Source organism: Micromonospora sp. NPDC000207 (genome assembly GCF_040300925.1).
Taxonomy (GTDB): domain Bacteria; phylum Actinomycetota; class Actinomycetes; order Mycobacteriales; family Micromonosporaceae; genus Micromonospora.
In genome coordinates this window covers 1-26,647 of the sequence record NZ_JBEPEQ010000004.1, presented here as the reverse complement: position 1 = coordinate 26,647, position 26,647 = coordinate 1, and the positions used below count along the sequence as shown (strand labels likewise).

Here is a 26,647-nt window from a genome sequence, read left to right as displayed (position 1 = left end):
ACCACCGCTGCCACCGCCACGACCAGCGACACCGCCTGGCGGTTCACCGGACAGTCCGAACGAAGTCGTTACCGGTGACTCGCCACCGGCCGTCCACTGCGGCGACTCGCACGGTCAGGGTGCCGCTGTCGGTCGGCACGTCGTACGCCGCTCGGCCGTCGGTCGGCTTGGTTCGTGCGACCGGACGACCGGTCACCCGGGTCGCCGGCACCTGTTCCGGATCGACAGTACGCAGTGTCTGCGCGAAGTCCGGATCGCAGCTGTCCGCGACCCCCTCCCACCACTGTCCGGCTGACAGGTCCGAGCGCACCCACGCGGCGGCGAACGCGGCCGCCACCCGGGGCGCCTCACCGGCCGGTGGTGTCCGTTCCGGATCGACCCGATGGTCGTCTCCGCCGGGCTGCTCGCGTGACGGCTCGTTGCTCGGAACCCCTACCGAGGGCGTCGGATACACCGGCCCGCTCACGCTCGGTCCTCGCACCCCGTCACCCGGCTCGGCACCACAAGCTGTGGTCGCCACGACCACGAAGGTGAGCGTCACCACAGTCGACCATCGACGACGTTCGCCGTGCGCGCGGGCTTCTGCCCTGCGTGCCATTCCCCGCACCCCCGTGCCGTCGATCGTGCCCCGCTGGAGCAGAGCAATCACCATAGATCTTGAATGGAACACGGTGCTACTGTCTGGTGCTCGTCGGTGACCTGCAGCACGGGGGAGGGATCGCATGACGGGTAGTAGTCACGCACGCCACCACACTCTCGCCACGTGAAGGGTGGTGGCGCCGCGGCGATCCGCACGCGCCCCCGCCCCGCACCCGGCCTCCCCCTCACCGCGATTCCAGAGAATCACCTCAGCAGGGGGTGGCCATCGTTGTGGTGGGTCGGCTGCCACGGCGGTGCCGGCACGAGCACGCTCGCCGCACTCGCCGGCTTCGGCGCGGACTTCGGTGCCTCCTGGCCGGCGCTGACCCCCGACATGCCGTCCGCCCAGGTGGTCCTCGTCTGTCGGGCGACCGCCACGGGAACGTGGGCCGCCACCGGCGTCATCGAACAGTGGAAGCGACGTCACGGGGTCTCCCGCCTGACCGACGTCGTCGGCGTCGTCGCCGTCGCCGCGTCAGCCCGCCGACAACCGAAGATCGTGACCGACCGCCTGCGACTCCTCGGCGGATGGACACCGAACCTGTGGCGCATCGGCTGGGTCGAAGCCCTTCTGGCCGCCGACGACCCCCGGGACGTCGGCGTCCCCCCGGACGTCGAGGCCCTCCGCCACGCCATCTGGCACCGAACACGAAAGCAGGAAGGGACACGATGACCACCCTCACGGCAGCCCTCGACCTGGTGCTCACCGCGCTGCCGGACCCCGGCGGCGGCGAAGCACCACCCGGAGTCGACGGAAAGATCCTCACCCTCCTCAAGTGGGTCGCATACCTCGCCAGCGCAGCCTGCGTCGGCGGCATGCTCTACACCGCCGCCCGGATGGCCATCTCCCACCGTCGCGGCGACGACACCAACGTCGCAGCCCTCGGCTGGGTCTTCGCCGCCTGCATCATCATCGGCAGCGCCTCCGGCATCGTCGGCGTCCTCATCGCATAGGCGGCAATCATGACCACGACACCACCCGCCCCGGACTTCGCCAACCGTCCGCCGTGGACCCGGCCCGGGTTCATCGCCGCCGCCGCACTGGTGGCCGCCATCATCGTCGCGGGCCTGCTCATCGCCGTACTGCCGAACGGCGAGGAGGAACCCGGCACCTCTGCACCACCAGCCGGGCCGACGCGGGCCGGCGGAGATCCGAGTCAGGCACTCCCCACCGAGGAGTCGCCCGCTGAGGTACCGACGACCGCGCCGAACGGCGTGACGTGGGAGTTGGTCGGCCCGCTTGCTGCACCGGTCAGCACCTCGGCCGGCCCGAAGCAGGTCACGGAGACATCGGCCGTCGGTTTCGCACACACCCCAGAAGGTGCCCTGATAGCCGCCACTCAGATCCTGGTGAGGTCCACCTTCACCCTCGGGCGCAAGCACTGGGAGCCCACGATCGAACGGCAGTTCGTTCCCAGCGACGACCGGGATCGTCTGTTGGCCGAGCTACGCGCGTTGGACAGCAGCCAGGTCGATCCTGGCGCCTTCAGTCAGATCGCCGGTTTCAGCTACCAGTCCTACACCCCCGACACCGCAGTGATCGGACTCGTGCTTCGCGCACCTTCCACTGGCGCCCCGCAGTACCACGTTCTGTCACTGACGTTGCTCTGGCGAGACGGCGACTGGCGGATGCAGGCTCCACCTGGAGGGTCATGGGGCTCGGTCAACCGCCGGACCGATGACCTCACCGGTGTCGTTGCCTGGGGGCCCCGGTAGTGACCGCTTGCCCGCCGGCTATCCCCTGGTGTGTTCCTGGCCAGATCATCCGCAACGTGGCTGGCGGCTTCTTCGAGGATCTGGCCGAGCAGTCGACCAAGGCCGCTGCGGGCATGATGGAGGCGCTGCTCACCGGCTGGTTGAGCATCCAGTCCCCTGACGTCTCCACAGGCACCTGTTGGACTCCCGCGGGAACCCAGGACCTTCTGTGTGACAAGCCCGTCGACTACCTGCGCGCGTACACCCACTGGGCGGTCGCCGCCATCGCAGTCGGAGCCGTGCTGGTCGCTGCACTTCGGCTGGCCTGGGAACGCAACGGCCAGGCAGCCGGCTCCTTCACCAAAGGGCTGGTGACGATGGTGGTACTGGCTGGTGCGGGCGTGCCGGCCGTGCAACTGCTCATCGAGATCGGCGACGCCTACTCCACATGGATCGTCGATGCCGCCGCCGACGAAGATCTCGGCAAGCGTCTTCAACTGTTCGCTCCGGCCGCCTTGACGCCCAACCCCTCCTGGCTGATGGTCATCGGCATCTCGCTGATGATGTTCCTGACGACGATGGTGCAGCTACTGCTCCTCCTCGCTCGTAGCGCCGGGCTGATCTTGCTCGCCGGGCTGCTTCCACTGGCCGCCGCAGCCGGCATCTCCGGATCAGGCCGTGCGATCCGGGACCGGTACCTGACGTGGCTGCTTGCGCTGGTGCTCTACAAGCCTGCCGCAGCCACGATCTATGCAGCCGTGTTCTGGCTGCTCGGCAAGGGCAACGACCTCACCACGCTTCTGACCGGGCTAGCCATGTTCTGCATGGCCATCGTTGCGCTACCCGCGTTGCTGCGGCTGATCGCTCCCGCAGTGTCGACGCTGTCGAGCGGTGGCTCCGGTGGTGCCGGAATGGCCGCCGCATCGAGTGTCGGTCAGGTCGCGTCGGGGGCGCTCCGGCTCAGCGGCAGCAGCGGATCCGGGCGAGGCGGAGGTGGCGGCGGGTCCACCAGCCAACGCCCTGAGGGCTCGACCTCGACGACACCCGTACCCGCTTCCCGTCCGTCCGGTGGAGGCCCCGGCCAAGGCGGAGGCGGGGGCGGCTCGACCGGCATGGGTGCCGGCGGGGGAACGTCGGCTGGCAGCGGCGGCGCGGCTACCAAGGCGGGGACGGGCGCAGCCATGTCGGCTGGGGGCGGTGCTGCGACAGCGGGCGCAGGCGCCGGGGCTGGAGCAGGCTCGGCCGCTGCGGCGGGCGCGGGACCCTGGGGTGTTGCCGCCGCGGGCGCATGGATGGCGGTCAAGGCCGGTCCGGCGGCCGTGGGCAAGGGCGGCGGTACGGCGTCGGGAGCGGTGGATGGTGAGGGTTCGTGAGCACCGGAGTACGGGATCAGGGCGCTGAGCCGCAGCGTACGTACGGCAACTGGCGGTTGGGGCGGGGTGCGGGGCTGTTCGGGCTCGGGCCGGCGGGCAGCATCGGTGGACTGCTGGTCATGGCGCTCGCCGCGGCGATGATGCCGTTCTCCACCCTCGCTGCGGCGATCACCGCGCTGGTCGCGGTGATGGTGCTCGTGCCGTTGGCGATCCGGGTCAACGGCCGCACCGGCTTCCAGGTCGTCTCGGCTCGGGTGGCGTGGTGGATGGCCCGGGCCCGCCGCCATCACGTCTACGTCTCCGGGGTCGCCTCCCGGGTCTCGTCTGCCCACCAACTGCCCGGGGTGCTGGCCCGGTCGGAGATGTACGAGGTGGAGACCGGACGGTCCGGGCTGGTCGCGGTGGTGGTGGTGCCGCAGAGTCGGCACTACACCGTCACGCTGCGGTGCGCGCCAGAGGGCATGGACCTGGTCGACCAGGCGGTCGTCGACGCCCGGGTCGGTCACCTCGCCGGTTGGCTGTCGGTCCTGTCGCGGGAGCCGCAGCTCGTGCAGGCGCAGGTGACGATCGAGACGACCCCGGATCCGGGTACCCGGCTCGCCGCCGAGGTCGCCGCGACGTCCCGGCCGGACGCCCCGACCCTGGCGCTGCAGGTGCTCGACGACGTGGTCCGCTCGTATCCGGCCGGGTCGGCGACGGTGGACACCCTGGTGTCGTTGACCTACTCCGCCCCGCCCGGGCGGGCGATGTCGCACGAGGACGTCTGCCGTGAGGTGGCCGCCCGACTGCCGCACCTGCACGCCGGGCTGACCGGTGCCACCGGGGCCGGCATCGTGCCCATGTCCGCGAGCGGCCTCGCGAAGGTGGTCCGGGCGGCGTACGACCCGGCCGCCGCCCTGGACCTCGCCCGCGACCCGCAGCTCGCCCCGGACTGGCCGCAGGCCGGGCCGGTCGCCACCCGGGAGAGCTGGGACTTCTACCGGCACGACTCCGGGGTCTCCCGGACCTGGTGCATGGTCGAGGCACCGCGCGGGGTGGTCTACAGCCGGTTGTTCTCCCGGCTGACCGACCCCGATCCCCAGTTGCTGCGCAAGCGCGTGTCGCTGGTCTACCGGCCGTACTCGCCCGGGGAGGCGGCCCGGCTGGTCGAGGCCGACAAGCGTGACGCCCGGTTCCTCGCCGGTAAGAAGCACCGGCCCAGCGCCCGGGACCTCACCGACCTGGCCGCCGCCGAGCAGGCCGCCGAGGAGGAGGCCACCGGGGCGGGGGTCGTCCGGTTCACCGTGCTGGTCACCGCCACCGTCGCCGACGAGGAATCACTCGACGAGGCCACCGGCATCATCCGGGCCCGCGCCGGTGAGGCCCGGCTGGTGATGCGACCGATGTACGGCTGCCAGGCCGCCGGGTTCGCCGCCGGTCTGCCAGCCGGCGTGGTCCTGCCCGTTCACGCCACGATCCCCTTCTAGGCGGTGCCATGACGATCACCACCAACAGTTCCACCCCGTCACCGCCTCAGCGGCCCGCCGGTCGCCGCGCCGGACGGCTCGGGCATGCCGGGCCCGGCGGAGGCCGATGGTCGTGGATCGAGCCACCCACCGAGTACCGGGGCACCACCGTCCAGGTGTGTGGCCTGTACCCGTTCGGTACCGGCTCGTCGACCCCGATGGTCGGCGTACCGGTGGGGCGGCACCTCTACACGGGCAGCGCGGTCTGCTTCGACCCGATCTCCTGGTACACCCGGGCCCGACTGATCAACAACCCGTCCGTCTGGATCCAGGGCGAGCCGGGCTCCGGCAAGTCCACCAGTGTCAGGCGGATGGTTCTCGGGCTCACCGCCCAGGGCGTCACCCCGCTGATCCTCGGCGACCTCAAGCCCGACTACGCCGCCCTCGTCCACGCCCTGGGCGGGCAGGTGCTGCGGATCGGCTCCGGCCTCGACCGGATCAACCCCCTCGACGCCGGACCCTGGCGGCAGGTCCTCGACCGTGTCGACCACCGCACCGGCGCCGTCGTCCGGGCGGCGGTCACCGACCGGCGGTTGAACATGCTCGTCGCCCTGGCCACCCTGATCCGGCGTGGGCCGGTCAGCTCCGACGAGACCACCGTCCTCGCCGCCGCCCTGCGGTACCTCGCCGAACGGGAGACCGACACCCAGCCGGTCATCTCCGACGTCCTGGCCGTCATCCGTGACGCCCCGCACGAGGTCCGTGCGGTCACCCTGTGGCAGGAGGACGAGGACCTCCCCCGGTTCCGGGAGGACACCGCCGGGTTGCACCGCACCCTCCTCGCGTTGCTGCACGGGCCGCTCGGCAGCACCTTCGAGGGGCAGACCACCACCGCGATCCGCCTCGACACCCCGGCCGTGTGCGTCGACATCTCCGGCATCGACGACACCGACGAACTGCGTACCGCCGCGACCCTGCTGGCCACCTGGTCGTACGGGTTCGCGCAGGTCGAGGCGGCACACCTGATGGCCGACCTCGGCCTCGCCCCCGCCCGCACGTTCTTCACCGTCCTCGACGAGCTGTGGCGGGCGCTGCGCGTCGGCCACGGCCTGGTCGACCGGGCCGACGGGCTCACCCGCCTCAACCGGCAGAAGGGCACCGGTACGGCCTTCATCACCCACTCCCTGGCCGACCTGGAGGCACTGCCCACCGCCCACGACCGGGCCAAGGCCCGCGGGTTCGCCGAACGCTCCGCCGTCCTGATGATCGGCCCCTGCTCCGACCAGGAGCTGGACGCCATCGCCCGGGTACGGCCCCTGTCCCAGGCGGAACGACGGGAGGTGCTCTCCTGGTCGGCTCCCCCCTCGTGGAGCACCGCCGAGGGCGGCGAGACCGTCGGACGGGGAAACTTCCTGATCAAGGTCGGTTCCCGCCCGGGGATCCCCGTGCACCTGGAACCCACCGACGTGGAGAAACAGCTCGGCAACACCGACTTCCGCTGGACGATGACATGAGCCGCCCCGCTGGCCCCCGCAGCGGCCACGACGACGCCGGACTGATCGTCGGGGGCCTCGCCGCACTCGCCGTCGTCGTCACCGGCGGGGTGTGGCTGCCCGTTGCCCTCACCGACCCGCCCGGCCACACCGGCGGCGGCCCGATCGCCACCGTCGCCGCCGTCCTGCACGGGCAGGTCACCTGGACCGTCGGCTGCACCCTCGTCGCCCTGGCCGAGGTGGTCGTCCTGGGCCTGCTGACCGCCGGCATCCTCGGGGTACGGAAGGTGGTCGGGCGACGCCGTACCCGGGTCGACTCGGCCGCCCGGCGGATGGCCAACCGGAACGACCTCGCCCACCTCGGACCCAAGGGCATCGCCGACAGCGGCCGGCGACTACGTCCGAGCCTCGCCGACGTCGACCGACCCGACCCCGACCAGCTCGGCGTCATGATCGGCACCACCGTCGCCGGCGGGATGCCGCTACGCCAGTCCTGGGAGGACATGGCCATCGACATCTGGGGACCCCGCACCGGCAAGACCACCAGCCGGGCGATCCCCGCCATCGTCGCCGCCCCCGGCCCCACCCTGGTCACCAGCGTCAAGGGCGACATCGTCGACGCCACCCGCGACGTCCGTACCGCCCGGGGTGACACCGTATGGGCGTTCGACCCGCAGCACCTCCTCGGCCCCGACCAGGGCCTGTGGTGGAACCCCCTGCGCGCCGTGAGCACCATCAGCGACGCCCGCCGCCTCGCCGAACACTTCGCCGCCGCCGAACGCGAACCCGGCGTCAGCCGCGACGCCTTCTTCGACCCCAGCGCCGAGGAGTTGGTGGCGAACCTCCTGCTCGCCGCCGCCGTCGGCGGCCGGGACATCCTCGCCGCATACCGGTGGGCCGTCAGCCCCCGCGACGACGAACCCGCCCTCCTGCTACGCGACAACGGCCTCCCCATGCCCGCCGACGCCGTCTCCGGCGTGGTCAACATGCCCGACAAGACCCGAGGCGGCATCTACGCCGGCGCCCAGAAGATGCTCATGTGCCTCACCGAACCGTCGGTCACCGCCTGGGTCACCCCACCCACCCGAGGCGGGATCCCCGAGTTCACCCCGGACACCCACGTCACCAGCACCGACGTGCTCTACCTGCTCTCCCAGGGCGGCCCCGGCTCCCCCGCCCCCCTGGTCGCCGCCCTCACCGACGCCGTCCTGCGCGCCGGAGAACTCCGCGCCCGCACCTCGCCCGGCCGACGCCTCGACCCGCCGCTGCTGGCCGTCCTCGACGAGGCCGCGAACATCTGCCGCCTCCGGCAGCTACCCAACCTGTACTCCTACTACGGCTCCCACGGGCTGCCCATCATCACCATCCTCCAGTCGTACCCGCAGGGCGTCGACGTGTGGGGCCGCGAAGGCATGCGCAAACTGTGGTCCGCCGCGAACATCCGCACCTACGGCGGCGGCGTCGCCGACCCCGACTGGCTGGAGGAACTCTCCAAACTCATCGGCGAACACGACGTCACCACCCGGTCGACCAGCAGCAGCGGCTCCGGGTGGGGCCAACGCTCCGTCTCCCACGCCACCCGCCGACAACGCATCCTCGACGTCTCCGACCTGCACGCCCTCCCCCGCGGACGGCTGGTCGTCTACGCCTCCGGCGCACCACCGGCACTGGCCCGCACCGCCCCCTGGCAGGACGGCCCGTACGCCGCCGCGATCCGCGCCTCCATCGCGCACTGGGACCCCCACGGCCGTACCGACTGGACCCTCACCCCCGACGCCCCGCCGGAGCCGACCCCATGACCACGCCCTCCCCCGGACCGGTCGACGACCCGGTCGCCGACCTCACCGCCCTGCTCGACCAACTCACCAGCAGCCCCGACCCCGACACGGCCAGCCAGGACCCCGACACCCCCGAGCCGGCCTTCAACAACGTCAACGAGTTCGTCGCCGGCTACCTCGCCCACGTCCTGGAGCGGCGGGTCGCCACCGGACCCACCCCCGGCATCAACTGGTGCCCCCGCTGGTGGGCGCACCCCGAAGCGCTCTCCCGCCTCTACGCGCTGTGGCGAGCCTGGGAAGCTCTACGCGTTAGCGACCCTCAGACCGGCATGAGCATCTGGTGGCGCGACCATCTCGACCCGCACCTGACGGTCTTGACTAGCGATGCCGGCCCCTTCACTCGCTGCGCGTCGGGCCGACACCGAGATCCGGAGCCTCTGTCCATGGAACCCGCTCCGGCCGAAGTGCTGGCCCAGTTTCCCGACATCTGACGCTTGGGCATCCGGAAGAAAGGCGAGGATGACCGAGATGACAGTTGAACCGACATCGTGGCCGGTGTGCCCGTGGGTCACCACGCTGAACAGACTGCCCAGCTCACATGTGATCCATAGAAGGGATATCAGAGTGACCAGCAACTTGCCGGCAGTTCGCCAGCCCGACGGTCATCTCAATGCCATGGTGACCTGGCAGCACCGCCGCGGCGGCCAGGCCCACTGTCTGGTGCGTCTCTATCCGTCCGACGGTCGAGTCGTGGCAGTTGCATCGGAGATCAGCTCCAACGACGACCGCTACGGCATTGCCGACGATATGTCTGGTGTCGCCGCGAAGGCGCTGCATTTGGTCCAGGAGCAATTCAACGCAGACCCGCACAGCATCACTTGGCTGACCCACCACGGCGCCTTCTCGTACTACGACGCGTTTGACCCTGACACCTTCACCCTTATCCCTCTGTCCTGGGACGGACGATGTTTCCAGGACAACCTCGAAGCCCACCGTCTACTGACCGAGGGCGAGGTACGCGGCCTGCTCGGCGGCCGGAATCTAGAACCGGTACCCAGAGTGCTCGCCAACCTCGGCTGGCCCTTCTGAGGCCGCCGAAATGGCCACTGCATCGGAGAATCACATCTCGGGTCGGCAGATCCTGCGGGCCGTCCATGACCTATACGCTGGTTACCGCGACCCCATGGCGGCCCTAGTTAAAAAGGTTACAATAATCCGAGTTGAGGCTGCAGCAAACCATCCGGTGGACTGGCAGGCCCGCACGAATGCCTCACGGATCTCCGCTGAGCAAAAGGTCGTGAACTTCACCAAGATCGGCCTGGACGTCGACCACCTGGTACTGCCGGCGCGCGTCGCCCCGGCACAGTTCGCGGCCACCATCAAGCGGGCGAATGTCGACCCGACCGTCACCGCCATCATCGTGCAACAACCGGTTCCCGCACGGCTGCGCCAGTTCGTCCAGGACATCGCCCCGCACAAGGACATCGACGCACTGACCGAGAATTCGCACCAGCAGGTGTGCGCCACCGCCGAAGGGATCTGGCGAGTAGTGCAACCCTTCGTCCGGGACGCGCCAGCCGTCGCGGTGGTGGGAGCCCGCGGGTTCGTCGGACGCGGTGTGGTCCACCGCCTCGTCGAACACGGTCACGATCCGCTGCTCCTCGACCTGGGCAACGACCTGGCCGCCGTGCGCGACGCCGACATCGTCATCTCTGTCACCGGCAGCCCGGGGTTACTCGGTTTAGAGCACATACGCCCGGAGCACCGGCTCGTGGTGGATTCTGGCTTCGTTCCGCTTCTCGACGGCGGGGTGGCAGGCGACGTCTCTCCCCTGGCCGCCGGTGTTCCCCAGTACATCACCCCGGTACCTGGCGGAATCGGACCCGTCGAGATGGCGGTCCTGGTTGAGCGGGCTGTCCGCAAAGAGCTAGCTCCCGACCTGCCGCCCTGGCACTACCAAGGACGTCCGTACCAGGCCAGCCTCAGCGGCCCCGCTGCGGCTGCCCAAACTGCAGCAATCGCTTTTCCACGCTCCACCCAGGTACCTCGTCAGAGCAGGCCGTCGGCCTCGGACCAGCCGCCCCCGCTCCCGGGTAGATCCGAGCCCTGCAGCGATCGGGATCACCACCGATGACGCCGCCAGTCGCCAACTGGCCGACCCTGGACGCCGTCACCACCGCGAAGCTGGTCAACCGAAGGAAGCTCTGCCCCGCCGATGTCGTCGAGGCCACCTTGACGCGCATCGCGACCGTGGACGCCGAGCTACGAGCCTTTCGTGAGGTCTGGCCGGACCGGGCACGCCGCACGGCATACGAGTTGCGAGACGCTATTCGCGCCAATATTCTTTTACCGCTTGCGGGTGTCCCGCTGGCTGTCAAAGCGAGCGAGGGTCTCGAATCGCCACAGGCGCGTCGGCTGCTCGACGCCGGATGTATTCCGATTGGCGCCACCTCAGTGCCGCGAGGCACCACCTGGCAGACTTGGGGGCACACCGACCGTGGCCCCACCATTAATCCCTGGCGTGCAGATCGCTCTCCGGGAGGATCATCCGCCGGTTCCGCAGCCGCAGTCGCAGCAGGTCTCGTACCACTGGCCACGGGTAATGATGGTGCTGGGTCGCTACGGATTCCGGCAGCCTGGTGCGGCGTCGTCGGCATCAAGACCACCAACGGACGCCTACCATCCGTCAACACTCTTAACGCACCCGGCCCCCTGGCCCGCACCGTCGCGGACGCCGCCGCCTACCTCGATGCCGTTCTCGGTACGAATCTCCTTGCCCACACCAGGGACCCCCTCCAAGGAGCGCCGATCCGGGTGGTATGGTCATCCACCCTGGGCTACGCGGACGTCGATCCGCAGGTGATGGCACCTGCTCGTGACGCCGCCGACCGACTCGCTACCAGCGGCCTGCTCCAGTGGGTTCGGCACGATCTGCTTCTCGAAGACCCTGCGCCCGCCTGGCGGGCTCGCCGGACGGTCTCACCCACGGGCCATGCCGCCGACGTGCCGCACACCGTCAACGTGCACCGGCTGGCTGAGCTGTTCGCAGCCGCCGACGTGCTGTTGACACCCACGACTCCCCACGAGGCGCACGGTCACACGGGGCCAGGAAGCCGCATGAACGTTGCACTGACCTGGGCCTTCAACCTGAGCGGTCACCCGGCCGCAAGCGTTCCCGCCGGCTTCGCCCCCGACGGCACACCAGTGGGCCTCCAGATCGTCGCCCGCCATCACCGCGAGGACCTACTCGTGCGTGCAGCCGTAGCTCTGCAGATCCTGAAACCGTGGTCTAACCTGGCGTACCCGCTACTACAGACAGGATCGATACCGTGAACGACGGTCCAGGTCCGGCATACCTCAGCCGACTCCCGGGTTCCTCGAGAGCCGCCGTCATCCGACCGTAAGGTAGCCGGCGAGGGTGTAGGCGGGAGCGCGGTCGAGTCGGCCGCCGCGTGGTCGTAGCGGCGGGTGGCGCGGGCGTCGGCATGGCCGAGTTGCTCTTGGACGTCTTCGAGGTTCGCGCCGGCGTCGCGGGCGAGGGTGGCGCAGGTGTGCCGCAGGGCGTGCGGGGACACCTTGACCGGGATCCCCGCCGTCATCGGGAGGCGGGCGAGCAGTCGGGTGACCGTCCGAATCACCCGCACCCGCACCACCACCAGCGGCAAGACCAGCCGCGAGACCACCTACCTGATCACATCCCTACACGCCACCGACGCCCAACCCGCCGACCTACAGCACTGGGCCAGAGCAGAATGGCTGATCGAGAACCAGCTACACCACGTCAGAGATGTCACGTTCCGTGAAGACCACCATCAGGCCCGCACCGGCACCGGCCCCGCCGTCATGGCCACCCTCCGCAACACCGCAATCGGCTGGCACCGGATCAACGGCGAACCCGACATCGCCCGCGCCACCCGACACGCCAACCGACGACCACACGACCTCCAGGGCTATTGCCTAGTCGTGTCGCCCCCGCTCGCGGTCGGTTTTCAGGTGGTCACGGCGTCGATCAGTTCGTGCGGGCGGTGGTTGGCGCGTCGAGGAGCTTCGGCGATGTTGGCAGCCCCGGCGATGCGGTGGAATCCGATTGCGGTGTTACGGAGCGTGGCGAAGACGGCGGGTCCGTTGGCGGTCCGGGCCTGATGAGCATCCTCACCTAGCATGACATCCCGCACGTAGTGGAGGCGATTCTCGATGTGCCATTCGGATCGCGCCCAGGTGCCCAGATCGGCGGGCTGGGCCTGGCCGGCGGGCGGCGAGACGGTCAGGTACGCCGTTTCGCGGCTGGTCTTGGTCTTGACCGTGCGGGTCCGGGTAATCCGGACGGCATGTTCGGCGTGAGGGAAACCCAGCCCGCCCGGAGTCTTGACGGTGCGGGTCTCCCGACGACCGTGACCGCTCTCGCGGGTCTGGGCCCTGACCGGAACCTGCGCCCAGGGCAGGTCCTTGAGGTGGCGAACAGCCCTGGCTGGTGGGCCTTGACCGCGACCAGGCGCAGCAGCGGAGTGAACGCCGGGATCTCATTCGACTTCGCCGCAACCTGCACCTGGGCGAGCACGATCCCGGTGCTCACCTCGTACGCCGACAGCAGATGCAACTGCCGCCCGCCGGACAGCCGAGCACCGCGGACGACCTTCCGGTCGACGGCGACGAGTAGACGCCACCGACGCCCGGCGATCACGACCGGACCAGCCCGACCCCGTAGCCAGCGGGCCAGGACCTGCGACAACACCTCGGCGTCGAGCCGGATCAGCAGCGCTGACCAGCGGATACCGCCGGCCTCGTGGATCCCTCGGATCGTCGTTGGCCTTTAACGCCACGAACAAGCTGCGGTGGTCATCATCGGTGACCACCGCTGGTTACGGCATCGCGGGGGTCGGTGCGGCAGCACGATCTCGGTCAGTGATGATGACATCAGCGGGTGCGGTCCTGTTCTGGGTCATGGTCTTCGCAAATCCATGATCACCAGCGGGCCGCGGCCAGGGTGGACGTCTGGCTCCAGCTCGGAAATCTCGCCACCTCGATTCGCCCCGGCCTCACCTGCGGCAAACGCCGAATGGCCGACCCGCAGTAGCCTAACGGATCCACCCCACCGAAGATGCCGCACGGACCGGCCCCCGCCATGTCGTATGGAAACGCCACGGTCGCTCTCATGACTGGGGGGAGCGTACTCGCCGTACCCGATAAGCGGGTGATCCGCGACAAGCTGCCACAGTTGTTCGTCGCCGACCAGCTCGGGCCGCTCGCCGGGCCGGCCGAGAAGTTCTCCGCCAGGGAGAATCCGCTGGACCGCTCCGTGCTCGGGCGGCTCGCCGCCAACGGCGAACCATCCGATCCAGCCACTGAGGACACCTTCGCCGAGGCCACGACGTCGGACGCGTTGGAGGGCGGCCCCGATCCGACCGCGCCGAACGTGCCCAGCCTGGCACCCTCCGCGCTCGGCTTCACCACCAGCGTGACACCGTCGATCCCCGAGCTGCAGGTCTCCGCCGCCTGGGGCAGCTACGACATCGGGGTCGACGAGCGGGCTGAGCACGCCACTGGCTGGGCGTGGCGGCGGCACCAGCGCAGCGGCAGACCCGAATTCACACTTCAGACGCCTGCGCCGACACGACGGCCGGCCGCGGCTACCGGGTCCACCAGAACCCGACCAGGCGGGAGATCGCCGCAGCCCGGCAGAACACCGGAGACATCGGCAAGCCCGACAAGGACCCGAACCCTGCGCGGCTGGGTCAACGCCGCGAAGCGGACTGGCCAGCGTCCCGGGCGTGACCCGGACGGTGTCGAGGTGAGTGCGCCCGAAGTGCCCCGGCCACCGCCGGCGGCGGAGCAGACAGGTCTCTCGCCGCCGACCTCGACCACGACCCACTCCGCGAACAGCGATCACCTCGGTCAGGACAGGTACCTCGCCAACCAGTCGAGCATGGGTTGGGGGCGGCGTTGGAACTCCAGGTAGCCGTCCCAGCGCGCGGTCGTCCCGACGATCCAGTGCAGCTCCTTCTGGGCGACGGGGATATTGTCGTACATCGTCTGGACGTCGCCGGGGTCGGTGAGCACGTCGTCGCGTACCTGGTACAGGAAGGTGGGGACGCGGACGTCGCGGGCCCATTCCTGGGGGCTGCGGCGGGCGAAGCCGATGCCGGTGTCGCGCAGGATGAGCTGTTCCAGGTCGTCGAGCCGCCCCGCCGCGCCGAGCAACGCCAGTCGGCGGGCCATGATGACCCGCGCGGTCACCGGCTGGGCCGCGACGAGGCAGCGTACGCCCTCGAACTCCGCCGGGAACCGGGTCATGGCGGCGAAGGTGGCGCTGGCGCCGAGGCAGCGGCTGAACAGGCCGACGGCCGCGTCCCGGGTCTCCGGGCGGCGGCGGGCGTAGGTGAGTGCGCCGACGACGTCCCGGGCCTCGAAGATCCCGCTGGAGGTGATGCCGCCGTTGGCGGCGCCGCTGAGGCCGTGGTTACGCAGGTCGTAGGCGAGGACGTGGTGACCGGCGTCGTGCAGGATCCGGTAGTCGGGGACGAAGTCGACCTCGAACCCGTTGCCGCTGGCTGCCCAGGCCGAGTGCCAGGGCTCCAGATGGGTGGGCAGACCGGCGCGGGTGAAACCCATCGGGTGGTTCGCGATGACCAGCTTGGTCGAGCCGGGCGCGGGGAGGAACCAACCTTCCAGGGGCACCCCGTCGTGGGAGGGGAAGGTGACCTCCTCGAAGTCCAGCCCGAGCTCGCCCGGCGAGCGAAGCACCGGTGAGCGGGGTGGGTGGCTGAATCCAGCCGCGATCCGCTCCAGCAACTGCGACGTCTGGTCGTTCATCGGGTCAGTTCCTCTCGGTCGGGTCGTCCTCGGCGAGCCGGTCACGCACGGCGGCGAGGGCTCTGGCCATGGTTCCGGGTGGACGGGCGAAGGTGGTCGTGGCCGCCGGGGCGGGGCCGGTCCTGACGGTGACGGCGTGCGGGTAGGCGAATTCGCGGAGTCCTTCGTCGCCGTGCTTGCGGCCGTGGCCGCTGTCGCCGCGTCCACCGAACGGCAGCCCGGGGTGCTGCGAGAAGGCGAGCGCGTCGTTGACGCTGGTCATGCCGACGCGCAGGCGGCGGGCGATGTCCTCGCCCCGGTCGCGGCTGAAGACGGCGCTGCCCAGGCCGTACGGGCCGGCGTTGATCCGGGTGATCGCCTCCTCGACGTCCCGGACCCGGACGATCGACAGCACCGGCCCGAAGGTCTCCTCGGTGGCGGCCAGGGCGTCCGGCGGGACGTCGACGAGGATCGTGGGTTGGACGTACCTGTCGTCGGTGGTCCCGTCGGCCGGTGCACCGACCACGGCGGTCGCGCCCCGCTGCAGGGCGTCGGCGATGTGGTGGCGGATGACCGGGATCTGGGCCGGGAGCGGGACCGGGCCGATCAGGTCGTCGTCGCCGCTGCCGGCGTGCACCCGCCCGGCGTGTGCGGCGATCTTCGCCACCAGGGCGTCGTGCACGGCGTCCACGACGTAGGCCACTTCGAGGCTGATGCAGCCCAGGCCGGCGTTCTGGAGCGCACCCCAGGTGATGTGGGCGGCGGCGGAGTCCAGGTCGGCGTCGTCGGCCACCACGACGGCGTCGTTGCCGCCGAGTTCCAGCAGCATCGGGGTCAGGCGCGAGGCACAGGCCGCAGCCACCGCCCGGCCCGAGCGGGCGCTGCCGGTGAACGCGATCTTGTCCACGCCGGTGGTGAGGTGCTGGCCGGTGGCGGCGAAGCCGACGACGGTCTGCAAGGCGGCGGGCAGGTCGGGTACGGCCCGACGCCAGGACCGGGCCAGCCACACGCCGACACCGGGGGTGATCGGGCTGGGCTTGAGTATGACGGCGTTTCCGGCGGCCAGGGCGTGGACGACGATCGCTCCCGGGGTGCCGAGGGGAAAGTTCCACGGCCCGATCACGCCCACCACGCCGTACGGAAGGTGTTCCACCCACGCCCGTTGGTGCGGGGTCGCGGCCGCAGCGGGAACCTCGCGCCGGCCGAGGACCCGTTCGACGTTGTCGAGCACGAAGGTCAGGTGCCCGACGACGGAGAGCACCTCGGCCCGGCCGTCCTCCAGGGACTTGCCGTTCTCTGCGTGGATCAGCGCCGCCAGGTCCTCCCCGTCGCGGGCGATCTCCCGGCGCCACGCACGCAGTCGCGCCGCCCGTCCCTCGAATCCGAGGTCCCACCACGGCCCCGCGGCCGTCCGCGCGACCTGGATCGCCGCACTCACCTGCTCGGGACCCGCCGCCGGGTAGCGGGCCAGTTCCAGGCCGGTGCTCTGGTCGAGGGTGATCACCTCGACGCCGGTGGCGTCCGGGTCGCCGTCCCGGGTCGCCGTGCTGCTCGCGATCTGCGTGCTCATCGTCGTTCCCCTGTCGTCGAATGGTGGTCGGGTGTCGACGCCGAGCCGTCGAGGGCGGTGCGCCGGATCAACGTCAGTACGTGTGCGCGCAGCTCCGCGAATCGGGGCGAGCGCTTGGTGGTCACCTGGTCACGTGGGCGGGGAAGGTCGACCTCCACCGTTTCGAGCACGACGCTCGGGCGGGCGGACAACACCACCACCCGATCCGCCAGGTAGACCGCCTCGTCGATGTCGTGCGTGACGAGCAGCATGGTGACGCCGGTGTCGTCGCGTACCCGCAGGATCAGGTCTTCGAGGTCCGAGCGGGTCTGGGCGTCCACCGAGGCGAACGGCTCGTCCAACAGCAGGATCTCCGGCGCGTACGCGAGACCTCGGGCGATCGCCACGCGCTGCTGCATGCCGCCGGAGAGCTGCCACGGGTAGCGGTCGCCGAACCCGCTCAGGCCGACAGCGTCCAGGGCCGTGGCGACCCGTTCGGCGCGGTCGGCCGTCGACCGGTACCGGTTGTAGAGCGGCAGGCCGACGTTGCGGTGCACGGTGAACCAGGGCATCAGCGATCGGCTGTAGTCCTGGAAGACGGAGGCGATCTCCTTCGGCGGCCCGGTGACCGGGGCGCCGGCGAGGGTGACAGTGCCCGACGACGGTTTCGTGAGGCCACAGAGGGACTTCAGCAGTGTCGTCTTGCCGGCGCCGGACGGCCCGACGACGCAGACGAACTCCCCCCTGTCGACCGTCAGGGTCAGGTCGCGGATCGCCTCGACGGCCTGGACACCGGAGCCGTACGTCTTGCGGAGGTTCGTCACCGAGAGCATGTCAGGTCCTTTCGGTCATGCCGATGTGCCAGCGCAGGACGCGTCGTTGCAGGGCGAGGAAGAGGGCGCTCAGCGCCACCCCGAGCAGGCCGAGTAGCACGGTGCCCGCCCACATCTGCGGTACGTCGAAGGAGTTGCGGGCGCTGAGGGTGACGAAGCCGACGCCGTTGGTCGCGGCGTAGAGCTCGGTGACGACCATCATGATGAAGGCGATCCCCAGCGCCGTGCGGATGCCGGCGAAGATCTGCGGTGCCGCCGCCGGCAGCAGCACGAAGGCCAGCCGCTGCGCCGGGGTGAGCCGGTACGAACGGGCCACGTCCTCCAGCTGCGGATCGATCCCACGTACCGCGTCGACGGTGTTCAACAGCACCGGGAACAGGCACACGAACGCGATGACCAGGATCTTCGAGCCGTCGCCGATGCCGAAGAGGACGACGCTGACCGGGATCAGGGCGGCACCGGGTAGCGAACGGCAGAACTGCACCGCCGGGTTCAGGGCCTGCCGGAGCAGCCGGTTGCGGCCGAGTGCGGTGCCGACGGCGATCCCGACGGTCGTCGCGATCAGTAGGCCGGCCAGGAGTCGGGTGAGGCTCGGGACCAGGTCCGAGCCGACTCGCGCGAACAGCCAGGACTCCCCGAAGGCGGCCAGCACCTCCCGCAACGGCGGGTAGAAGGGTGAGGTGCTGCCGGCCGACGTGGTCCACCAGAGCAGCACGAGCAGGACGGGTACGAGCAGCCGAAGGCCGGTTCTCGGCACGATTGACCTCCTCATGCGTACTGCGTCCGGTAGGCGGAGTGCCAGCGCAGCGCCCGCCGTTCCAGCCGCTCGAAGACGGCGTTGAGGCCGACACCGAGCAGGCCGGCGATGACGATGACCCCGTAGGTCGCGTCGTACAGGCCGTTGCCCGCGTATGCGGCCAGGGTGTTGCCGAGGCCGGGTACGGCGCCGATGAGTTCGATCGCGATCGCCACCAGCAGCGTGACCGTCGACGCGATCCGCAGGCCGGTGAAGAAGTACGGCAGCACGTTCGGGGCCGTCACCCAGACCAGGCGCTGCGGTGTGGTCAGTCCGAACACCCGTGCCGTGTCGGTGGTGACCGGGTCGACGTCCCGCACACCGTAGAGCGTCTGGAGCAGCATCGGCCACAGGGCCGCCACCGCCGCCAGCACGACCACCACCACCGGCCTGGCCCCGAGCAGCAGCAACATGATGGGCAGATAGACCACGACCGGGATCGGTCGGAGGAACTCGACAATGCCGAGCAGTAGTTCGTGGACCACGGGGGCGCTCGCCATGGTGGCACCGACGAACGCGCCGACCGTGACCCCGACGACCAGGGCGAGTGCCCAGTGTGCCAGCGTCTGCGCCACGGCCGCCCAGAGGACGGCGGTGCCGATGTTGGCCCAGAGCCAGGCGGCGACGGCGGAGACCGGCGGGATCTCGGGCGGGAGAGTGCCCGTCCCGGACAGCGCCTCCCAGCTGGCGAGTAGCGCCGCGGTGGTGAGTACGGGTAGCAGCAGGGCGGGTCTCATCGTCTACTCCGAGACCCGGAGCCCGCGCGGGGGCGTTGCGAGGTCGGACGCGTCCGGCGACTCCGACCAGGTGAACTCGGCCAGCGCCGGTGCGGTGTCGATCCGGTCGTGGTCGACCATCAGCCGGGCGACGAGTTCCGCCGAGCGTCGGTCGATCCCGCTGACGTACCAGGGCAGTGGCAGTTCCGCCACCGCCTCGGCGGGCGCGCCGGTGGTCCGGACGATCGTCGCCCGGACCGCCTCCGGGTTGTCGTTGGCGTACGCGGTCGCCTCGCCCCACGCCCGGAGGAAGCGTTGCATCACCTCCGGATTCCGGTCGATGAATTGCTGGGAGCCCATCAGGATGCTCGGCACACTGCGCGGGCCGAGCGCACTGGTGGCGGGGTTACCGAGAGAACGGAACCCGTCGCCCGTCAGCAGTTGACCCGCGAACGGCTCCAGGGTGCTGATCGCGTCGACCCGGCCCTGCCGCAGCGCGGCGACCTGGTCCTCGAACGGCACGCCGAGGATCCGGACTGCGCCGGGGTCGCCGCCCGCCCGGCGCACCGCTTCGAGGACGGTCAGGTCGAAGAAGCTCTCCAGACCGTTGACGGCGACGGTCCGGCCGGTCAGGTCCGCGAACGACCGGATGTCGCTGGACTCCGGCACGATCAGGGAGAAGGCGTCTCCTTCCGGCGACTCGTAGTCGGTGACCAGCGAGGTGACGATCTGCACCGGGAAACCGGCGGCGACGGCGGCCGGCACGGCGGTGATCTCGCTGACGGCCAGGTGGATCTGTCCGTTCAGGAGCAGCGCCACGCTGTTGGCGCTGGCTCCGGAGCCCGGCACCTGGTCGATCTCGAACCCGTGTCGTTCGAAGATCCCCTGGTCGATGCCGAGCGAGAGCTGCGCGTTGTTGGCGGTCGGACTGAAGTCGATGACGAGTCGGGTCAGGCCCGATTCGGTCGTCTCGGCCGGTTCGCCGTCGGTGCCGCAGGCACCCGTGACGGTGAGCAGGCCGAGGGCGAGGCTGGTGGCGATGGGGGTGTAGCGGGGTCTCCGTGTCGGGTCCGGTCCCTGTGCCCAGTTCATGATCATGATCCCCTTCCGTGCTCAGCTCGCTTGAGTGGATGGATCGCCGGCGGGATTGGTGACATCGATCCGCATGAAGAGAGTATCAAGACTTTGATACGACACAAGACATGAAGGCAAATCAAGATGCCGTAAGCTCAGTGACCGTGACCGACGAAACGGCAGCGACCTTCGACCGCGAGGAGATGCTCGGCCGCGTCGCGTCGACACTGCGCCGGGCCGACCTCGCCCTACTCGCCGCCAAGGAGCCGCCGCTGCGCAGGATCGGCGTCTCAGGCTCGCTCTACGCCGTCCTGGCCAACCTGGGAGTGACGCCCGGCCTGACCGGCGCCGAGCTGGCCCGCGTGGTCGGGGTGACGCCGCAGGCGATCACGCCGCTGGTCGTGAAGCTCGTCGAACGCGGCCTGATCGAACGTCGAACCCATCCGCGCCACGCCAACATCCAGGAGCTGCACCTCACCGACAGCGGACGACGCGAGACGGCCAGAGCCGACCGGATCATGCTGCACCTGGACAACCACATCCGCGACTCGCTCGGCGACGAGGACTACCAGCGACTACGCGTCCTGCTCGACACGGTCATCAAGAGCACCCCCTCGTGGACTCCCCCGCCGGACGAATCGTCCTGACGTTCGAAACACGCGCACGACGGGGAACCGAACGTCGTGACCACCGTCGCTCGCGTGCTCGCCGCCCGCCCCGAGGACGCCGCGGGCGAACATCGCACTCGGTCCGACCACCACCGACCACTGTCGAACGCGACCTGAAGATGCTCGCGGCGACCGCCGTGCAGCACCTGTTCGCGGCGCTGGACGACCGACGGCAGCAGGGCGTCGTCCGCCGACCGGTCCGACTGGTGATCCGGGAGTCGACCGGCCGCTCCCCCGCCGCCGAGCCGGCCCGTGATCCCGGCGGCCGCTCCGAGGACCATCTCGGCCACCGGACGTGCCACTGACCGTGCCACCAGGCCCATCGACGAGGGGGCGGCCTGCGCGACACGCCCACCGACGCCCGTGCCCCTGCCGGGAGAACGCCCCGGATCCAGACAGGCCTGACCCTGAAGGCCGGCTCGGTCAGGCGGCGGTCACCCGGTCCAGGCCCAACTGGCGGGCGTACCTGTCGTAGGCCCTCGGCCCGAGGCGGGAGAACACGAACCAGACCGGACCGGGTACCACGGCCCTGAAACTCTCGATGTGCTCGGGCCTGGCATCGCGTAGCAACATCCCGAAGACCAACGGCAACTGGCTCTTGCGCACGGCGGACATCCCGTGCTTGCCCGCCTCGGCCCACTCCTCGTCTGTCAGGTGTTCGTCGATCAACGGCAGCACGTGGGTCTCCTCAGCGACCAGGTGCTCAGACATCGGCTCGATCATGGCGTCGATGGTCGTGGCGAGCGCATCCCGGTCAGCCGACGCCGCCGAACGCCGCCACACGGTGGCCCGCTCCTCCACCTCGGCCACCGCTGCGTGCAGACCCTCGTGCTGGCTCTCCATGGTCTCGACCAAGGGCGCGGTCTCGTCCGGAACGCGCAGCAGCAACGTCGGCCAGACGTACTTGTCCTCACCGCTGTGATGCAGGGTCAGCGCACCGGTCAGCAGGAGCACATGGTCGGCGACTCGGGCGGCGGCCCCGGCGTCGTCCGCGACCACGGTCCGGACCAGGGCCGCAGCAGCCGGAAACTCACGCCTGAAGAGGCTGTGGACGATGTACATGTCACGGCTGTCGGCCATCTCTTGTCTCTCTGCCTGGTCGATCGAACAACGGCCACCACTGGGAAGCACACCCGTCGCCGGACGCCTGGTCCGGTGACACGAAGACCCGCACTACCCACAAGGGACATTGCAGAAACGCGCCCGTCGGCGGGAACTCCGCCTAAGGCGCCCTGACCTGCGGCCTCACCGCATCCACGGTCGTGCCCTCGGCCGCCCGCCGGGCAGCGGCAGCGGCAGCGGCAGCGGCAGCGGCAGCGGCAGCGGCAGCGGCAGCGGCAGCGGCAGCGAGGCGGCTCTACCAACGCCGGTGGCCACTACCTACTCCTGGATTCCGACAGCCGGACGGCGACCTGTACGGGCAGTACCGGCCGGCGGCCGACAGGTGCACGGTTGAGCAGCCGGGGAGCTGGATGGACCGGGAACGCCGCTCCGCCCCCGCCTTCGCCGACCAACCCGGAGGGGGTTCGGATCGCCTACTCCAGCAGCGCCGAGTTCGCCCGCGCCGACGCAGACCAGGCCACCTGCAAACGTGGGGCCTTCAGCGAGACCATCGCCACCTACGGCACCGGCTGACCGGCCGGTCCACGGCCGTGGTCAGGGTGTCGGCGGTAGCGGCGAGCAGGGCGACTACTTCCTGTACGTAGCTCCAGGCGGTGGCGCCGCCGACGGTGAATCCGACGGCGAGGCGGGTGTAGGTGCCGCCGTTGCGCAGGTGCGCCAGCACCAGCAGCGCCTGCCGGCCGGGGTCGAGGCGTCTCCACCGGGATCGGTGCTGCCGGCGGATGCGGTCGGCGAGGTGGTTCAGGGTCCGGGCGGACAACGAGATCCTGAAGGGGTAAGACAGCACAGGCGAGGCTCCCGGTCGGAGCATCGGGCCGCGCCGCACCCGCCTGGTCGACCTCGCCCGCATCGCCGGAGCCCGGTGGGCGGTCGAGGAGTGCTTCCAGCAGGCCAAGAACGACGCTGGCCTCGATGAGTACCAGGTCCGCGACTGGCGAGCCTGGTACGCCCACATCACCCTCGCGATGACCGCCCACGCCGGGCTGTCCGTCACCCGATCCCTGACCGCAGAAGGACTGCCTCGTCCGCACGGGACGCGAAGTCAGCGAGGTCGCCACGCACGACAGCATCGAGATCCTTAGACGTGCGCGACGCAGACAGCCCGAGACGGAACTCGAGCGCAGTTCCGCCTTTGACTAGCAGTGGTGGGCCGCTGATCGACTGCTCGACCCGGGAGAGCATCTCGGTGACAACCAGGGCACTGAGCTGACGCTGCAGCCGCCCTACGAGCGCTCCCTGGTTCCGGGCGGCATTGCTTAACCGGTCCCGCAGAGAGCGCAGGTTGCTCGGCGGTGATGCGGCACGGCGGGCTGCGGGGAATGGGCGACCTACAGGGGTCTTCTGACTTGTCACCGGCCGGTCCTGCGGTGCAGCTTCGCGGCTAGCTGGCGCCGAAGATGGGTTGCCTGCGCTGCAGTGAGCAGCCCTTCTCGGCGCGCCGTGGTGATCGCTTGGGTCAGCATCTGTGGGTCGATCCCCGAGGCAATACCGTCACGAACCGCACGCTCAGCAGTGACAACAGGGATCCCGTCAACCGTAGTTACGTCGCCAGGATCGAGTCTGCGTCGCCACACCCGGTACAGCTCGCCCCCTGTTCGCCGAGGCGCGTACGCCGGGGGGACGGTGAGATGCAGCCGCGAGGGGTTGATATCGCACAGTTGATGGAGCGCCAGCGCAGAGCCATGAGAGATGATCCCCCGCCCCTCAGCCCACAAGACCGCTTCGGCGTACTCGTCATGCTCGTCGCGAGGGAGGAACGGGACGCGGTACAACCCTCGGCCAACCCTCTCCAGACGCCCTCGGGCAGCCATCTTGCGCAGATTAGCGCCGTCGATGCCACGCGCGATGGCGTCTCGTGTGCGCACATAGCCATGCTGATCGACGGCCACGTCGACGAGTTCATCCAGCAGCGAGCGGGCCATGTGCACTAGCGTACTTCAGCGGCACGCTAACGCACACCCTCCCAGCAAGAGCATGCGCAGAAGCGAACCACTGAGGTACGTTACTGCACATCCACGAGTAGCCACGTAGCGCGGATCACTGGCCCGAGCAGAGCCATCCCGCCAAGCCTGCTACAGGCTTGGCGGAGCTGATGACGCACAAGGGTGATGCGATGCCGCAGGCGCGCGACGAAAAAGGGTATATGCGGCATAATGGGTGAGTCTGCCGTCCCGCGTAGGTCACTCTACGCCGACGAACGGATCCCCCATCGCCGCCCACGACGAGACCGTCGAGGCGACCAAACGCCTGGGCGTCCCCATCATGATCGACATGCCAGAGGGCCGGCTGATCCAAGGCTGGGTCCAGGACATGAAACGCCCAGGAAGCGACGGCTTCGCTATCACCACCAACATCGACCTGGGCGTAGCCGGTTCCCACCCGCTCGAACAGGCGCTACTCATCAGGTCGTGGATCAAGCTACCGGTAGCAGTCTCCGGCGGCTTCGAACCGTCCGACGTCGAAGCCAGCCGACGACGCTCATGGGACATCCTCATCGTCGGTCGCGGAGTCACCGACTCCCTGGACCCCGCCCGCACCGCACGGAACCTCGCCGCGTCGATCGAACTTGCCGAAGGACACCGCTCATGAACATCGCTCCGCTCACGGTCAACCGCATCCCCGACCTCGAGAAGCTGCTGGCGCTGGGTGAGCCGTACATCAGGCTGCGGGGGTCATCGGACTACTGGCTGTACGCCACGCTGTTCGCCAACACCTGCCCGCTCGCCGTCATCGACGGGCAGGTCGTCGGCAGCGTGATCGCCTTCCGAGGCCAGGTCGAGCCGTCGGAAATCTACCTGCAGGATGTGATGACGCACCCGAGCCACCGCCGCCAAGGAGTCACGCGGGCACTCGTGGAAGAAGTCCACCGCCAAGGCTCCCTGTGGGGATGCCGCCGCCTGCTCCTCACCTCGGAACCAGAAAACCACGCTGCCCACAGCGCGTGGCTCGGCATGGGCTTCAACAATGTTCCGGGCGACACCACAGAGGCGGGCGTATCCGTGATCTACGACTACAAGGGGCCAGGGAAGCACCGCGCCGTATACGAGCGATTGATCGGCTCCTAGCCTCGGCCCTTCGGTAAGGGCTGTCCACGGACTGGGCTGAGAACGAAGAAGTGCCTTCTGATCTGGGAAAATAGGGCTTGTCGAGAGTCCCATGTTCCTGTCACGGAAGGCACTTGCTGGGTGAAGGCTACCGCAACACGTCCGAAGATCATGGTGACCGGGGGCGGGCGGGGCGTGGTGGGTCACGTCGGTGCCCGGCTGCTCGCTGACCTGGCCGATGCGACCGGGCTGACCGGCGCGTTCGGTGAGGCCCGCCGACGCACGTCAGTGCGTGTGGAAGCCGTTCTCCAGGTCGAACATCGTGCCCTCGGCCTTGGCCCGCAGCGCAGCGACGACCCGGCGTGCCAACAGCTCCGACATCCGCACCCGGATCTGGTCCTCGGCGCACCACGCCCAGCTGCTCAGCTCGTCCGGCGGCAGGTGGATGTCGGCCGTGCCCACATCATCGAGGGCGCCGCCGTCGTAGACGAACATCACACCCTCGGTGCGGCCCGGCCGCGGCGGCACCCAGTCGGTCACCAGCAGCCGGCCGAGCACGATCGACTTGCCCAACTCCTCCTTCACCTCGCGGACCGCCGCCTGCCGAGGGGACTCGTCAGCGTCGACGCACCCGCCGACGATCTCCCAGTAGTCCTTGTAGACGGGCTCGACCAGCAATGCCCGCCCGGCAGCGTCGGTGAACAGAACTGCCGCGCCCATGCGCTTGCGTGGAAGCGTTGCCGTGTAGTCGCCGGATGGTGTGCTCACCTCCGCAGGCTACCCGCGCCAGCGACCCCGGCACGTCGCCTCCGGCGGTCTCGGACGGCTGACGAGTCGCCGACAGTCATCGCAGGAAACCACCTATTTCCCGCGACAACCGTGATCATGGTGTTTCGCGAACCGCTGGCAGTACGCGGATGTCGTCCCCATCGGGCACACTCCACTCGTACGCACTTCTTGCGGTAACCGGCGGAGGTCGGCAATGGGCGACGTCGTCAAGATCGACGCCAAGCGGAAGGCGAAGCCTCCAGCACTGACCTTCAGCCACGCCACCGAGGCGTACCTGACCGCGCACAAGGCCGCCGAGGCGTGGAGCGACGGCACCGAGACCAAGTACCGGCAGACCCTGACCTCGCTGGGCAAGCAACTGGAAGGCACCCCGGTGGCGCACTCACTCGCCGCGCTCGACACCGAAGCCGGCGCCGAACGGCTGGGCATCGCGTTCGCAGCGGCGTTCGGCTCCCTCGCACCGGCGACCCGGACCAGGCACCTATCGACGGCTGCGCTCGGCGATCACCTGGTGGCGTACCTGCGGCTGGCTCCCGCACCGATGCCGCTGCTCACGCCGGTGACCAGAACAACCTTCTTTGGTGGCTTCCACGCGGTCCACCTTCCAGGTTCCGGCGGCCTCACGGCGGGGTGCGTCACACCCGGGTGGGCCCCTCCCGGTGACCGTGGGGAGTCAGGTCGGCGAGGAGCTCGTCGAGGACCAGTTCCTCCTCCACCGGCACCCCGGCCGCGCGCAGTGCCGCGCCGAGCTGCGGGTCCCAGGCCGCCTCCGTCGGCGTGTCCGGCAGCCGCCGCCCGGTGCGGGCTGCCGGCTGGCGGCCCGCGATCACCGCCCGGTAGTCCT

At 69.8% G+C, this 26,647-nt stretch carries 32 protein-coding genes and 3 pseudogenes; 20 read left to right on the top strand and 15 right to left on the bottom strand.

Going from position 1 to position 26,647, the window contains the following annotated elements:
• Positions 1-43: 43 nt before the first annotated feature.
• Positions 44-466: a hypothetical protein gene (locus ABT336_RS02425; protein ID WP_350894683.1), complete on the bottom strand. Its 423-nt coding sequence runs from the start codon at positions 464-466 to the stop codon at positions 44-46.
• 402 nt (positions 467-868) lie between these two features.
• Between ABT336_RS02425 and ABT336_RS02420 the strand changes: the two genes are divergently transcribed.
• The 11 genes from ABT336_RS02420 to ABT336_RS02370 all read left to right on the top strand — a co-directional run bounded on the left by ABT336_RS02420 (position 869) and on the right by ABT336_RS02370 (position 11,756).
• The gene (locus ABT336_RS02420) at positions 869-1,312 is read left to right on the top strand and encodes a hypothetical protein (protein ID WP_350894682.1); all 444 of its coding nucleotides are present in this window, start codon (positions 869-871) and stop codon (positions 1,310-1,312) included.
• A complete protein-coding gene (locus ABT336_RS02415; protein WP_350894681.1) occupies positions 1,309-1,593 on the top strand; it encodes a hypothetical protein in 285 nt (94 codons plus the stop codon). Before ABT336_RS02420 ends, ABT336_RS02415 begins: the two co-directional genes overlap by 4 nt.
• 90 nt (positions 1,594-1,683) lie before the next feature.
• A complete protein-coding gene (locus tag ABT336_RS02410) occupies positions 1,684-2,355 on the top strand; it encodes a DUF8175 domain-containg protein (protein ID WP_350894680.1) in 672 nt (223 codons plus the stop codon).
• A complete protein-coding gene (locus ABT336_RS02405; RefSeq protein WP_502891083.1) occupies positions 2,355-3,707 on the top strand; it encodes a TrbL/VirB6 family protein in 1,353 nt (450 codons plus the stop codon). Before ABT336_RS02410 ends, ABT336_RS02405 begins: the two co-directional genes overlap by 1 nt.
• Complete coding sequence (locus ABT336_RS02400) at positions 3,704-5,173, top strand: SCO6880 family protein (protein WP_350894678.1); 1,470 nt, start codon at positions 3,704-3,706, stop codon at positions 5,171-5,173. Before ABT336_RS02405 ends, ABT336_RS02400 begins: the two co-directional genes overlap by 4 nt.
• Positions 5,174-5,181: 8 nt before the next feature.
• A complete protein-coding gene (locus tag ABT336_RS02395; RefSeq protein ID WP_350894677.1) occupies positions 5,182-6,666 on the top strand; it encodes a putative type IV secretion/conjugal transfer ATPase in 1,485 nt (494 codons plus the stop codon).
• On the top strand, positions 6,663-8,444 hold the full coding sequence (locus ABT336_RS02390; RefSeq protein WP_350894676.1) for a type IV secretory system conjugative DNA transfer family protein: 1,782 nt from the start codon (positions 6,663-6,665) through the stop codon (positions 8,442-8,444). The genes ABT336_RS02395 and ABT336_RS02390 overlap by 4 nt, the downstream gene beginning before the upstream one ends.
• Positions 8,441-8,914 carry a DUF4913 domain-containing protein gene (locus ABT336_RS02385; RefSeq protein ID WP_350894675.1) on the top strand — a complete coding sequence of 158 codons (474 nt, stop codon included), beginning with the start codon at positions 8,441-8,443 and terminating at the stop codon, positions 8,912-8,914. Before ABT336_RS02390 ends, ABT336_RS02385 begins: the two co-directional genes overlap by 4 nt.
• 133 nt (positions 8,915-9,047) lie before the next feature.
• On the top strand, positions 9,048-9,512 hold the full coding sequence (locus tag ABT336_RS02380; RefSeq protein ID WP_350894674.1) for a hypothetical protein: 465 nt from the start codon (positions 9,048-9,050) through the stop codon (positions 9,510-9,512).
• A 154-nt stretch (positions 9,513-9,666) separates the two neighbouring features.
• Entirely contained in the window at positions 9,667-10,557 is an 891-nt protein-coding gene (locus tag ABT336_RS02375; protein WP_350894673.1) for a tetrahydrofolate dehydrogenase/cyclohydrolase catalytic domain-containing protein, read from the top strand.
• Positions 10,554-11,756 carry an amidase gene (locus ABT336_RS02370; RefSeq protein WP_350894672.1) on the top strand — a complete coding sequence of 401 codons (1,203 nt, stop codon included), beginning with the start codon at positions 10,554-10,556 and terminating at the stop codon, positions 11,754-11,756. The genes ABT336_RS02375 and ABT336_RS02370 overlap by 4 nt, the downstream gene beginning before the upstream one ends.
• Here ABT336_RS02370 and ABT336_RS02365 read toward each other — a convergent pair.
• A complete protein-coding gene (locus ABT336_RS02365) occupies positions 11,654-12,022 on the bottom strand; it encodes a tyrosine-type recombinase/integrase (RefSeq protein ID WP_350894753.1) in 369 nt (122 codons plus the stop codon). The genes ABT336_RS02370 and ABT336_RS02365 overlap by 103 nt on opposite strands.
• Before the next feature lie 22 nt (positions 12,023-12,044).
• On the opposite strand from ABT336_RS02365, the gene ABT336_RS02360 reads away from it, so the two are divergent.
• The 3 genes and pseudogenes from ABT336_RS02360 to ABT336_RS27475 all read left to right on the top strand — a co-directional run.
• Positions 12,045-12,566: a hypothetical protein gene (locus ABT336_RS02360; RefSeq protein WP_350894671.1), complete on the top strand. Its 522-nt coding sequence runs from the start codon at positions 12,045-12,047 to the stop codon at positions 12,564-12,566.
• A gap of 328 nt (positions 12,567-12,894) precedes the next feature.
• Positions 12,895-13,080 (top strand): hypothetical protein, encoded by a 186-nt coding sequence (locus ABT336_RS02355; RefSeq protein ID WP_350894670.1) that lies wholly within the window; start codon positions 12,895-12,897, stop codon positions 13,078-13,080.
• Positions 13,081-14,006: 926 nt separating this feature from the next.
• Positions 14,007-14,141: pseudogene (locus ABT336_RS27475) on the top strand (CdiA C-terminal domain-containing protein); the annotation flags it as partial.
• A gap of 174 nt (positions 14,142-14,315) precedes the next feature.
• Here the strand turns inward: ABT336_RS27475 and ABT336_RS02345 are convergent.
• The 6 genes from ABT336_RS02345 to ABT336_RS02320 are packed head-to-tail and all read right to left on the bottom strand — an operon-like array spanning position 14,316 to position 20,198.
• On the bottom strand, positions 14,316-15,233 hold the full coding sequence (locus tag ABT336_RS02345) for an alpha/beta hydrolase (protein WP_350894669.1): 918 nt from the start codon (positions 15,231-15,233) through the stop codon (positions 14,316-14,318).
• 4 nt (positions 15,234-15,237) lie between these two features.
• Positions 15,238-16,782: an aldehyde dehydrogenase family protein gene (locus tag ABT336_RS02340; RefSeq protein ID WP_350894668.1), complete on the bottom strand. Its 1,545-nt coding sequence runs from the start codon at positions 16,780-16,782 to the stop codon at positions 15,238-15,240.
• Positions 16,779-17,594, bottom strand: coding sequence for an ABC transporter ATP-binding protein (locus tag ABT336_RS02335; RefSeq protein ID WP_350894667.1), 816 nt, complete (start codon positions 17,592-17,594; stop codon positions 16,779-16,781). Before ABT336_RS02335 ends, ABT336_RS02340 begins: the two co-directional genes overlap by 4 nt.
• 1 nt (position 17,595) lies before the next feature.
• Positions 17,596-18,351: an ABC transporter permease gene (locus tag ABT336_RS02330; RefSeq protein WP_350894666.1), complete on the bottom strand. Its 756-nt coding sequence runs from the start codon at positions 18,349-18,351 to the stop codon at positions 17,596-17,598.
• Positions 18,352-18,362: 11 nt separating this feature from the next.
• Positions 18,363-19,127 (bottom strand): ABC transporter permease, encoded by a 765-nt coding sequence (locus ABT336_RS02325; protein ID WP_350894665.1) that lies wholly within the window; start codon positions 19,125-19,127, stop codon positions 18,363-18,365.
• 3 nt (positions 19,128-19,130) lie between these two features.
• Positions 19,131-20,198, bottom strand: coding sequence for an ABC transporter substrate-binding protein (locus tag ABT336_RS02320; RefSeq protein ID WP_350894664.1), 1,068 nt, complete (start codon positions 20,196-20,198; stop codon positions 19,131-19,133).
• Between the two features lie 146 nt (positions 20,199-20,344).
• On the opposite strand from ABT336_RS02320, the gene ABT336_RS02315 reads away from it, so the two are divergent.
• Together ABT336_RS02315 and ABT336_RS02310 are read left to right on the top strand one after the other, a co-directional pair.
• A complete protein-coding gene (locus tag ABT336_RS02315) occupies positions 20,345-20,827 on the top strand; it encodes a MarR family winged helix-turn-helix transcriptional regulator (protein ID WP_350894663.1) in 483 nt (160 codons plus the stop codon).
• Positions 20,828-20,967: 140 nt separating this feature from the next.
• Positions 20,968-21,153, top strand: a complete 186-nt coding sequence (locus ABT336_RS02310) for a hypothetical protein (RefSeq protein ID WP_350894662.1) — start codon at positions 20,968-20,970, stop codon at positions 21,151-21,153.
• Between the two features lie 118 nt (positions 21,154-21,271).
• Here the strand turns inward: ABT336_RS02310 and ABT336_RS02305 are convergent, their stop codons facing one another.
• Both ABT336_RS02305 and ABT336_RS02300 read right to left on the bottom strand, forming a co-directional pair.
• The gene (locus ABT336_RS02305) at positions 21,272-21,928 is read right to left on the bottom strand and encodes a hemerythrin domain-containing protein (protein ID WP_350894661.1); all 657 of its coding nucleotides are present in this window, start codon (positions 21,926-21,928) and stop codon (positions 21,272-21,274) included.
• A gap of 165 nt (positions 21,929-22,093) precedes the next feature.
• On the bottom strand, positions 22,094-22,225 hold the full coding sequence (locus tag ABT336_RS02300) for a hypothetical protein (protein ID WP_350894660.1): 132 nt from the start codon (positions 22,223-22,225) through the stop codon (positions 22,094-22,096).
• Between the two features lie 75 nt (positions 22,226-22,300).
• On the opposite strand from ABT336_RS02300, the gene ABT336_RS02295 reads away from it, so the two are divergent.
• Positions 22,301-22,483: a hypothetical protein gene (locus tag ABT336_RS02295; RefSeq protein ID WP_350894659.1), complete on the top strand. Its 183-nt coding sequence runs from the start codon at positions 22,301-22,303 to the stop codon at positions 22,481-22,483.
• Positions 22,484-22,487: 4 nt separating this feature from the next.
• Here the strand turns inward: ABT336_RS02295 and ABT336_RS02290 are convergent.
• A pseudogene (locus ABT336_RS02290) lies at positions 22,488-22,757 on the bottom strand (transposase family protein); the annotation flags it as partial.
• Between the two features lie 25 nt (positions 22,758-22,782).
• Here ABT336_RS02290 and ABT336_RS02285 point away from each other — a divergent pair.
• Positions 22,783-23,052: pseudogene (locus ABT336_RS02285) on the top strand (IS701 family transposase); the annotation flags it as partial.
• Here ABT336_RS02285 and ABT336_RS02280 read toward each other — a convergent pair.
• On the bottom strand, positions 22,961-23,152 hold the full coding sequence (locus ABT336_RS02280) for a nucleotidyl transferase AbiEii/AbiGii toxin family protein (RefSeq protein WP_350894658.1): 192 nt from the start codon (positions 23,150-23,152) through the stop codon (positions 22,961-22,963). The pseudogene ABT336_RS02285 and the gene ABT336_RS02280 overlap by 92 nt on opposite strands.
• Before the next feature lie 167 nt (positions 23,153-23,319).
• Complete coding sequence (locus ABT336_RS02275) at positions 23,320-23,892, bottom strand: type IV toxin-antitoxin system AbiEi family antitoxin domain-containing protein (protein ID WP_350894657.1); 573 nt, start codon at positions 23,890-23,892, stop codon at positions 23,320-23,322.
• A gap of 235 nt (positions 23,893-24,127) precedes the next feature.
• Here ABT336_RS02275 and ABT336_RS02270 point away from each other — a divergent pair, with 235 nt between their 5' ends.
• Both ABT336_RS02270 and ABT336_RS02265 read left to right on the top strand, forming a co-directional pair.
• Complete coding sequence (locus tag ABT336_RS02270) at positions 24,128-24,559, top strand: beta/alpha barrel domain-containing protein (protein WP_350894656.1); 432 nt, start codon at positions 24,128-24,130, stop codon at positions 24,557-24,559.
• Positions 24,556-25,035 carry a GNAT family N-acetyltransferase gene (locus tag ABT336_RS02265; protein WP_350894655.1) on the top strand — a complete coding sequence of 160 codons (480 nt, stop codon included), beginning with the start codon at positions 24,556-24,558 and terminating at the stop codon, positions 25,033-25,035. Before ABT336_RS02270 ends, ABT336_RS02265 begins: the two co-directional genes overlap by 4 nt.
• Before the next feature lie 264 nt (positions 25,036-25,299).
• Here the strand turns inward: ABT336_RS02265 and ABT336_RS02260 are convergent, their stop codons facing one another.
• The gene (locus tag ABT336_RS02260) at positions 25,300-25,782 is read right to left on the bottom strand and encodes an NUDIX domain-containing protein (RefSeq protein ID WP_350894654.1); all 483 of its coding nucleotides are present in this window, start codon (positions 25,780-25,782) and stop codon (positions 25,300-25,302) included.
• A 656-nt stretch (positions 25,783-26,438) separates the two neighbouring features.
• The coding region (locus ABT336_RS02255; protein WP_350894653.1) for a DUF2399 domain-containing protein at positions 26,439-26,647 on the bottom strand (209 nt) is incomplete at its 5' end.

Coding starts and splice junctions, on each gene's coding strand:
- ABT336_RS02310 (WP_350894662.1), top strand. CDS start 20,968: ATGCTCGCGGCGACCGCCGTGCAGCACCTGTTCGCGGCGCTGGACGAC.
- ABT336_RS02325 (WP_350894665.1), bottom strand. CDS start 19,127: ATGAGACCCGCCCTGCTGCTACCCGTACTCACCACCGCGGCGCTACTC.
- ABT336_RS02415 (WP_350894681.1), top strand. CDS start 1,309: ATGACCACCCTCACGGCAGCCCTCGACCTGGTGCTCACCGCGCTGCCG.
- ABT336_RS02305 (WP_350894661.1), bottom strand. CDS start 21,928: ATGGCCGACAGCCGTGACATGTACATCGTCCACAGCCTCTTCAGGCGT.
- ABT336_RS02370 (WP_350894672.1), top strand. CDS start 10,554: ATGACGCCGCCAGTCGCCAACTGGCCGACCCTGGACGCCGTCACCACC.
- ABT336_RS02340 (WP_350894668.1), bottom strand. CDS start 16,782: ATGAGCACGCAGATCGCGAGCAGCACGGCGACCCGGGACGGCGACCCG.
- ABT336_RS02390 (WP_350894676.1), top strand. CDS start 6,663: ATGAGCCGCCCCGCTGGCCCCCGCAGCGGCCACGACGACGCCGGACTG.
- ABT336_RS02345 (WP_350894669.1), bottom strand. CDS start 15,233: ATGAACGACCAGACGTCGCAGTTGCTGGAGCGGATCGCGGCTGGATTC.
- ABT336_RS02265 (WP_350894655.1), top strand. CDS start 24,556: ATGAACATCGCTCCGCTCACGGTCAACCGCATCCCCGACCTCGAGAAG.
- ABT336_RS02365 (WP_350894753.1), bottom strand. CDS start 12,022: ATGACGGCGGGGATCCCGGTCAAGGTGTCCCCGCACGCCCTGCGGCAC.
- ABT336_RS02395 (WP_350894677.1), top strand. CDS start 5,182: ATGACGATCACCACCAACAGTTCCACCCCGTCACCGCCTCAGCGGCCC.
- ABT336_RS02275 (WP_350894657.1), bottom strand. CDS start 23,892: ATGGCCCGCTCGCTGCTGGATGAACTCGTCGACGTGGCCGTCGATCAG.
- ABT336_RS02335 (WP_350894667.1), bottom strand. CDS start 17,594: ATGCTCTCGGTGACGAACCTCCGCAAGACGTACGGCTCCGGTGTCCAG.
- ABT336_RS02320 (WP_350894664.1), bottom strand. CDS start 20,198: ATGAACTGGGCACAGGGACCGGACCCGACACGGAGACCCCGCTACACC.
- ABT336_RS02280 (WP_350894658.1), bottom strand. CDS start 23,152: ATGCTCTCCCGGGTCGAGCAGTCGATCAGCGGCCCACCACTGCTAGTC.
- ABT336_RS02385 (WP_350894675.1), top strand. CDS start 8,441: ATGACCACGCCCTCCCCCGGACCGGTCGACGACCCGGTCGCCGACCTC.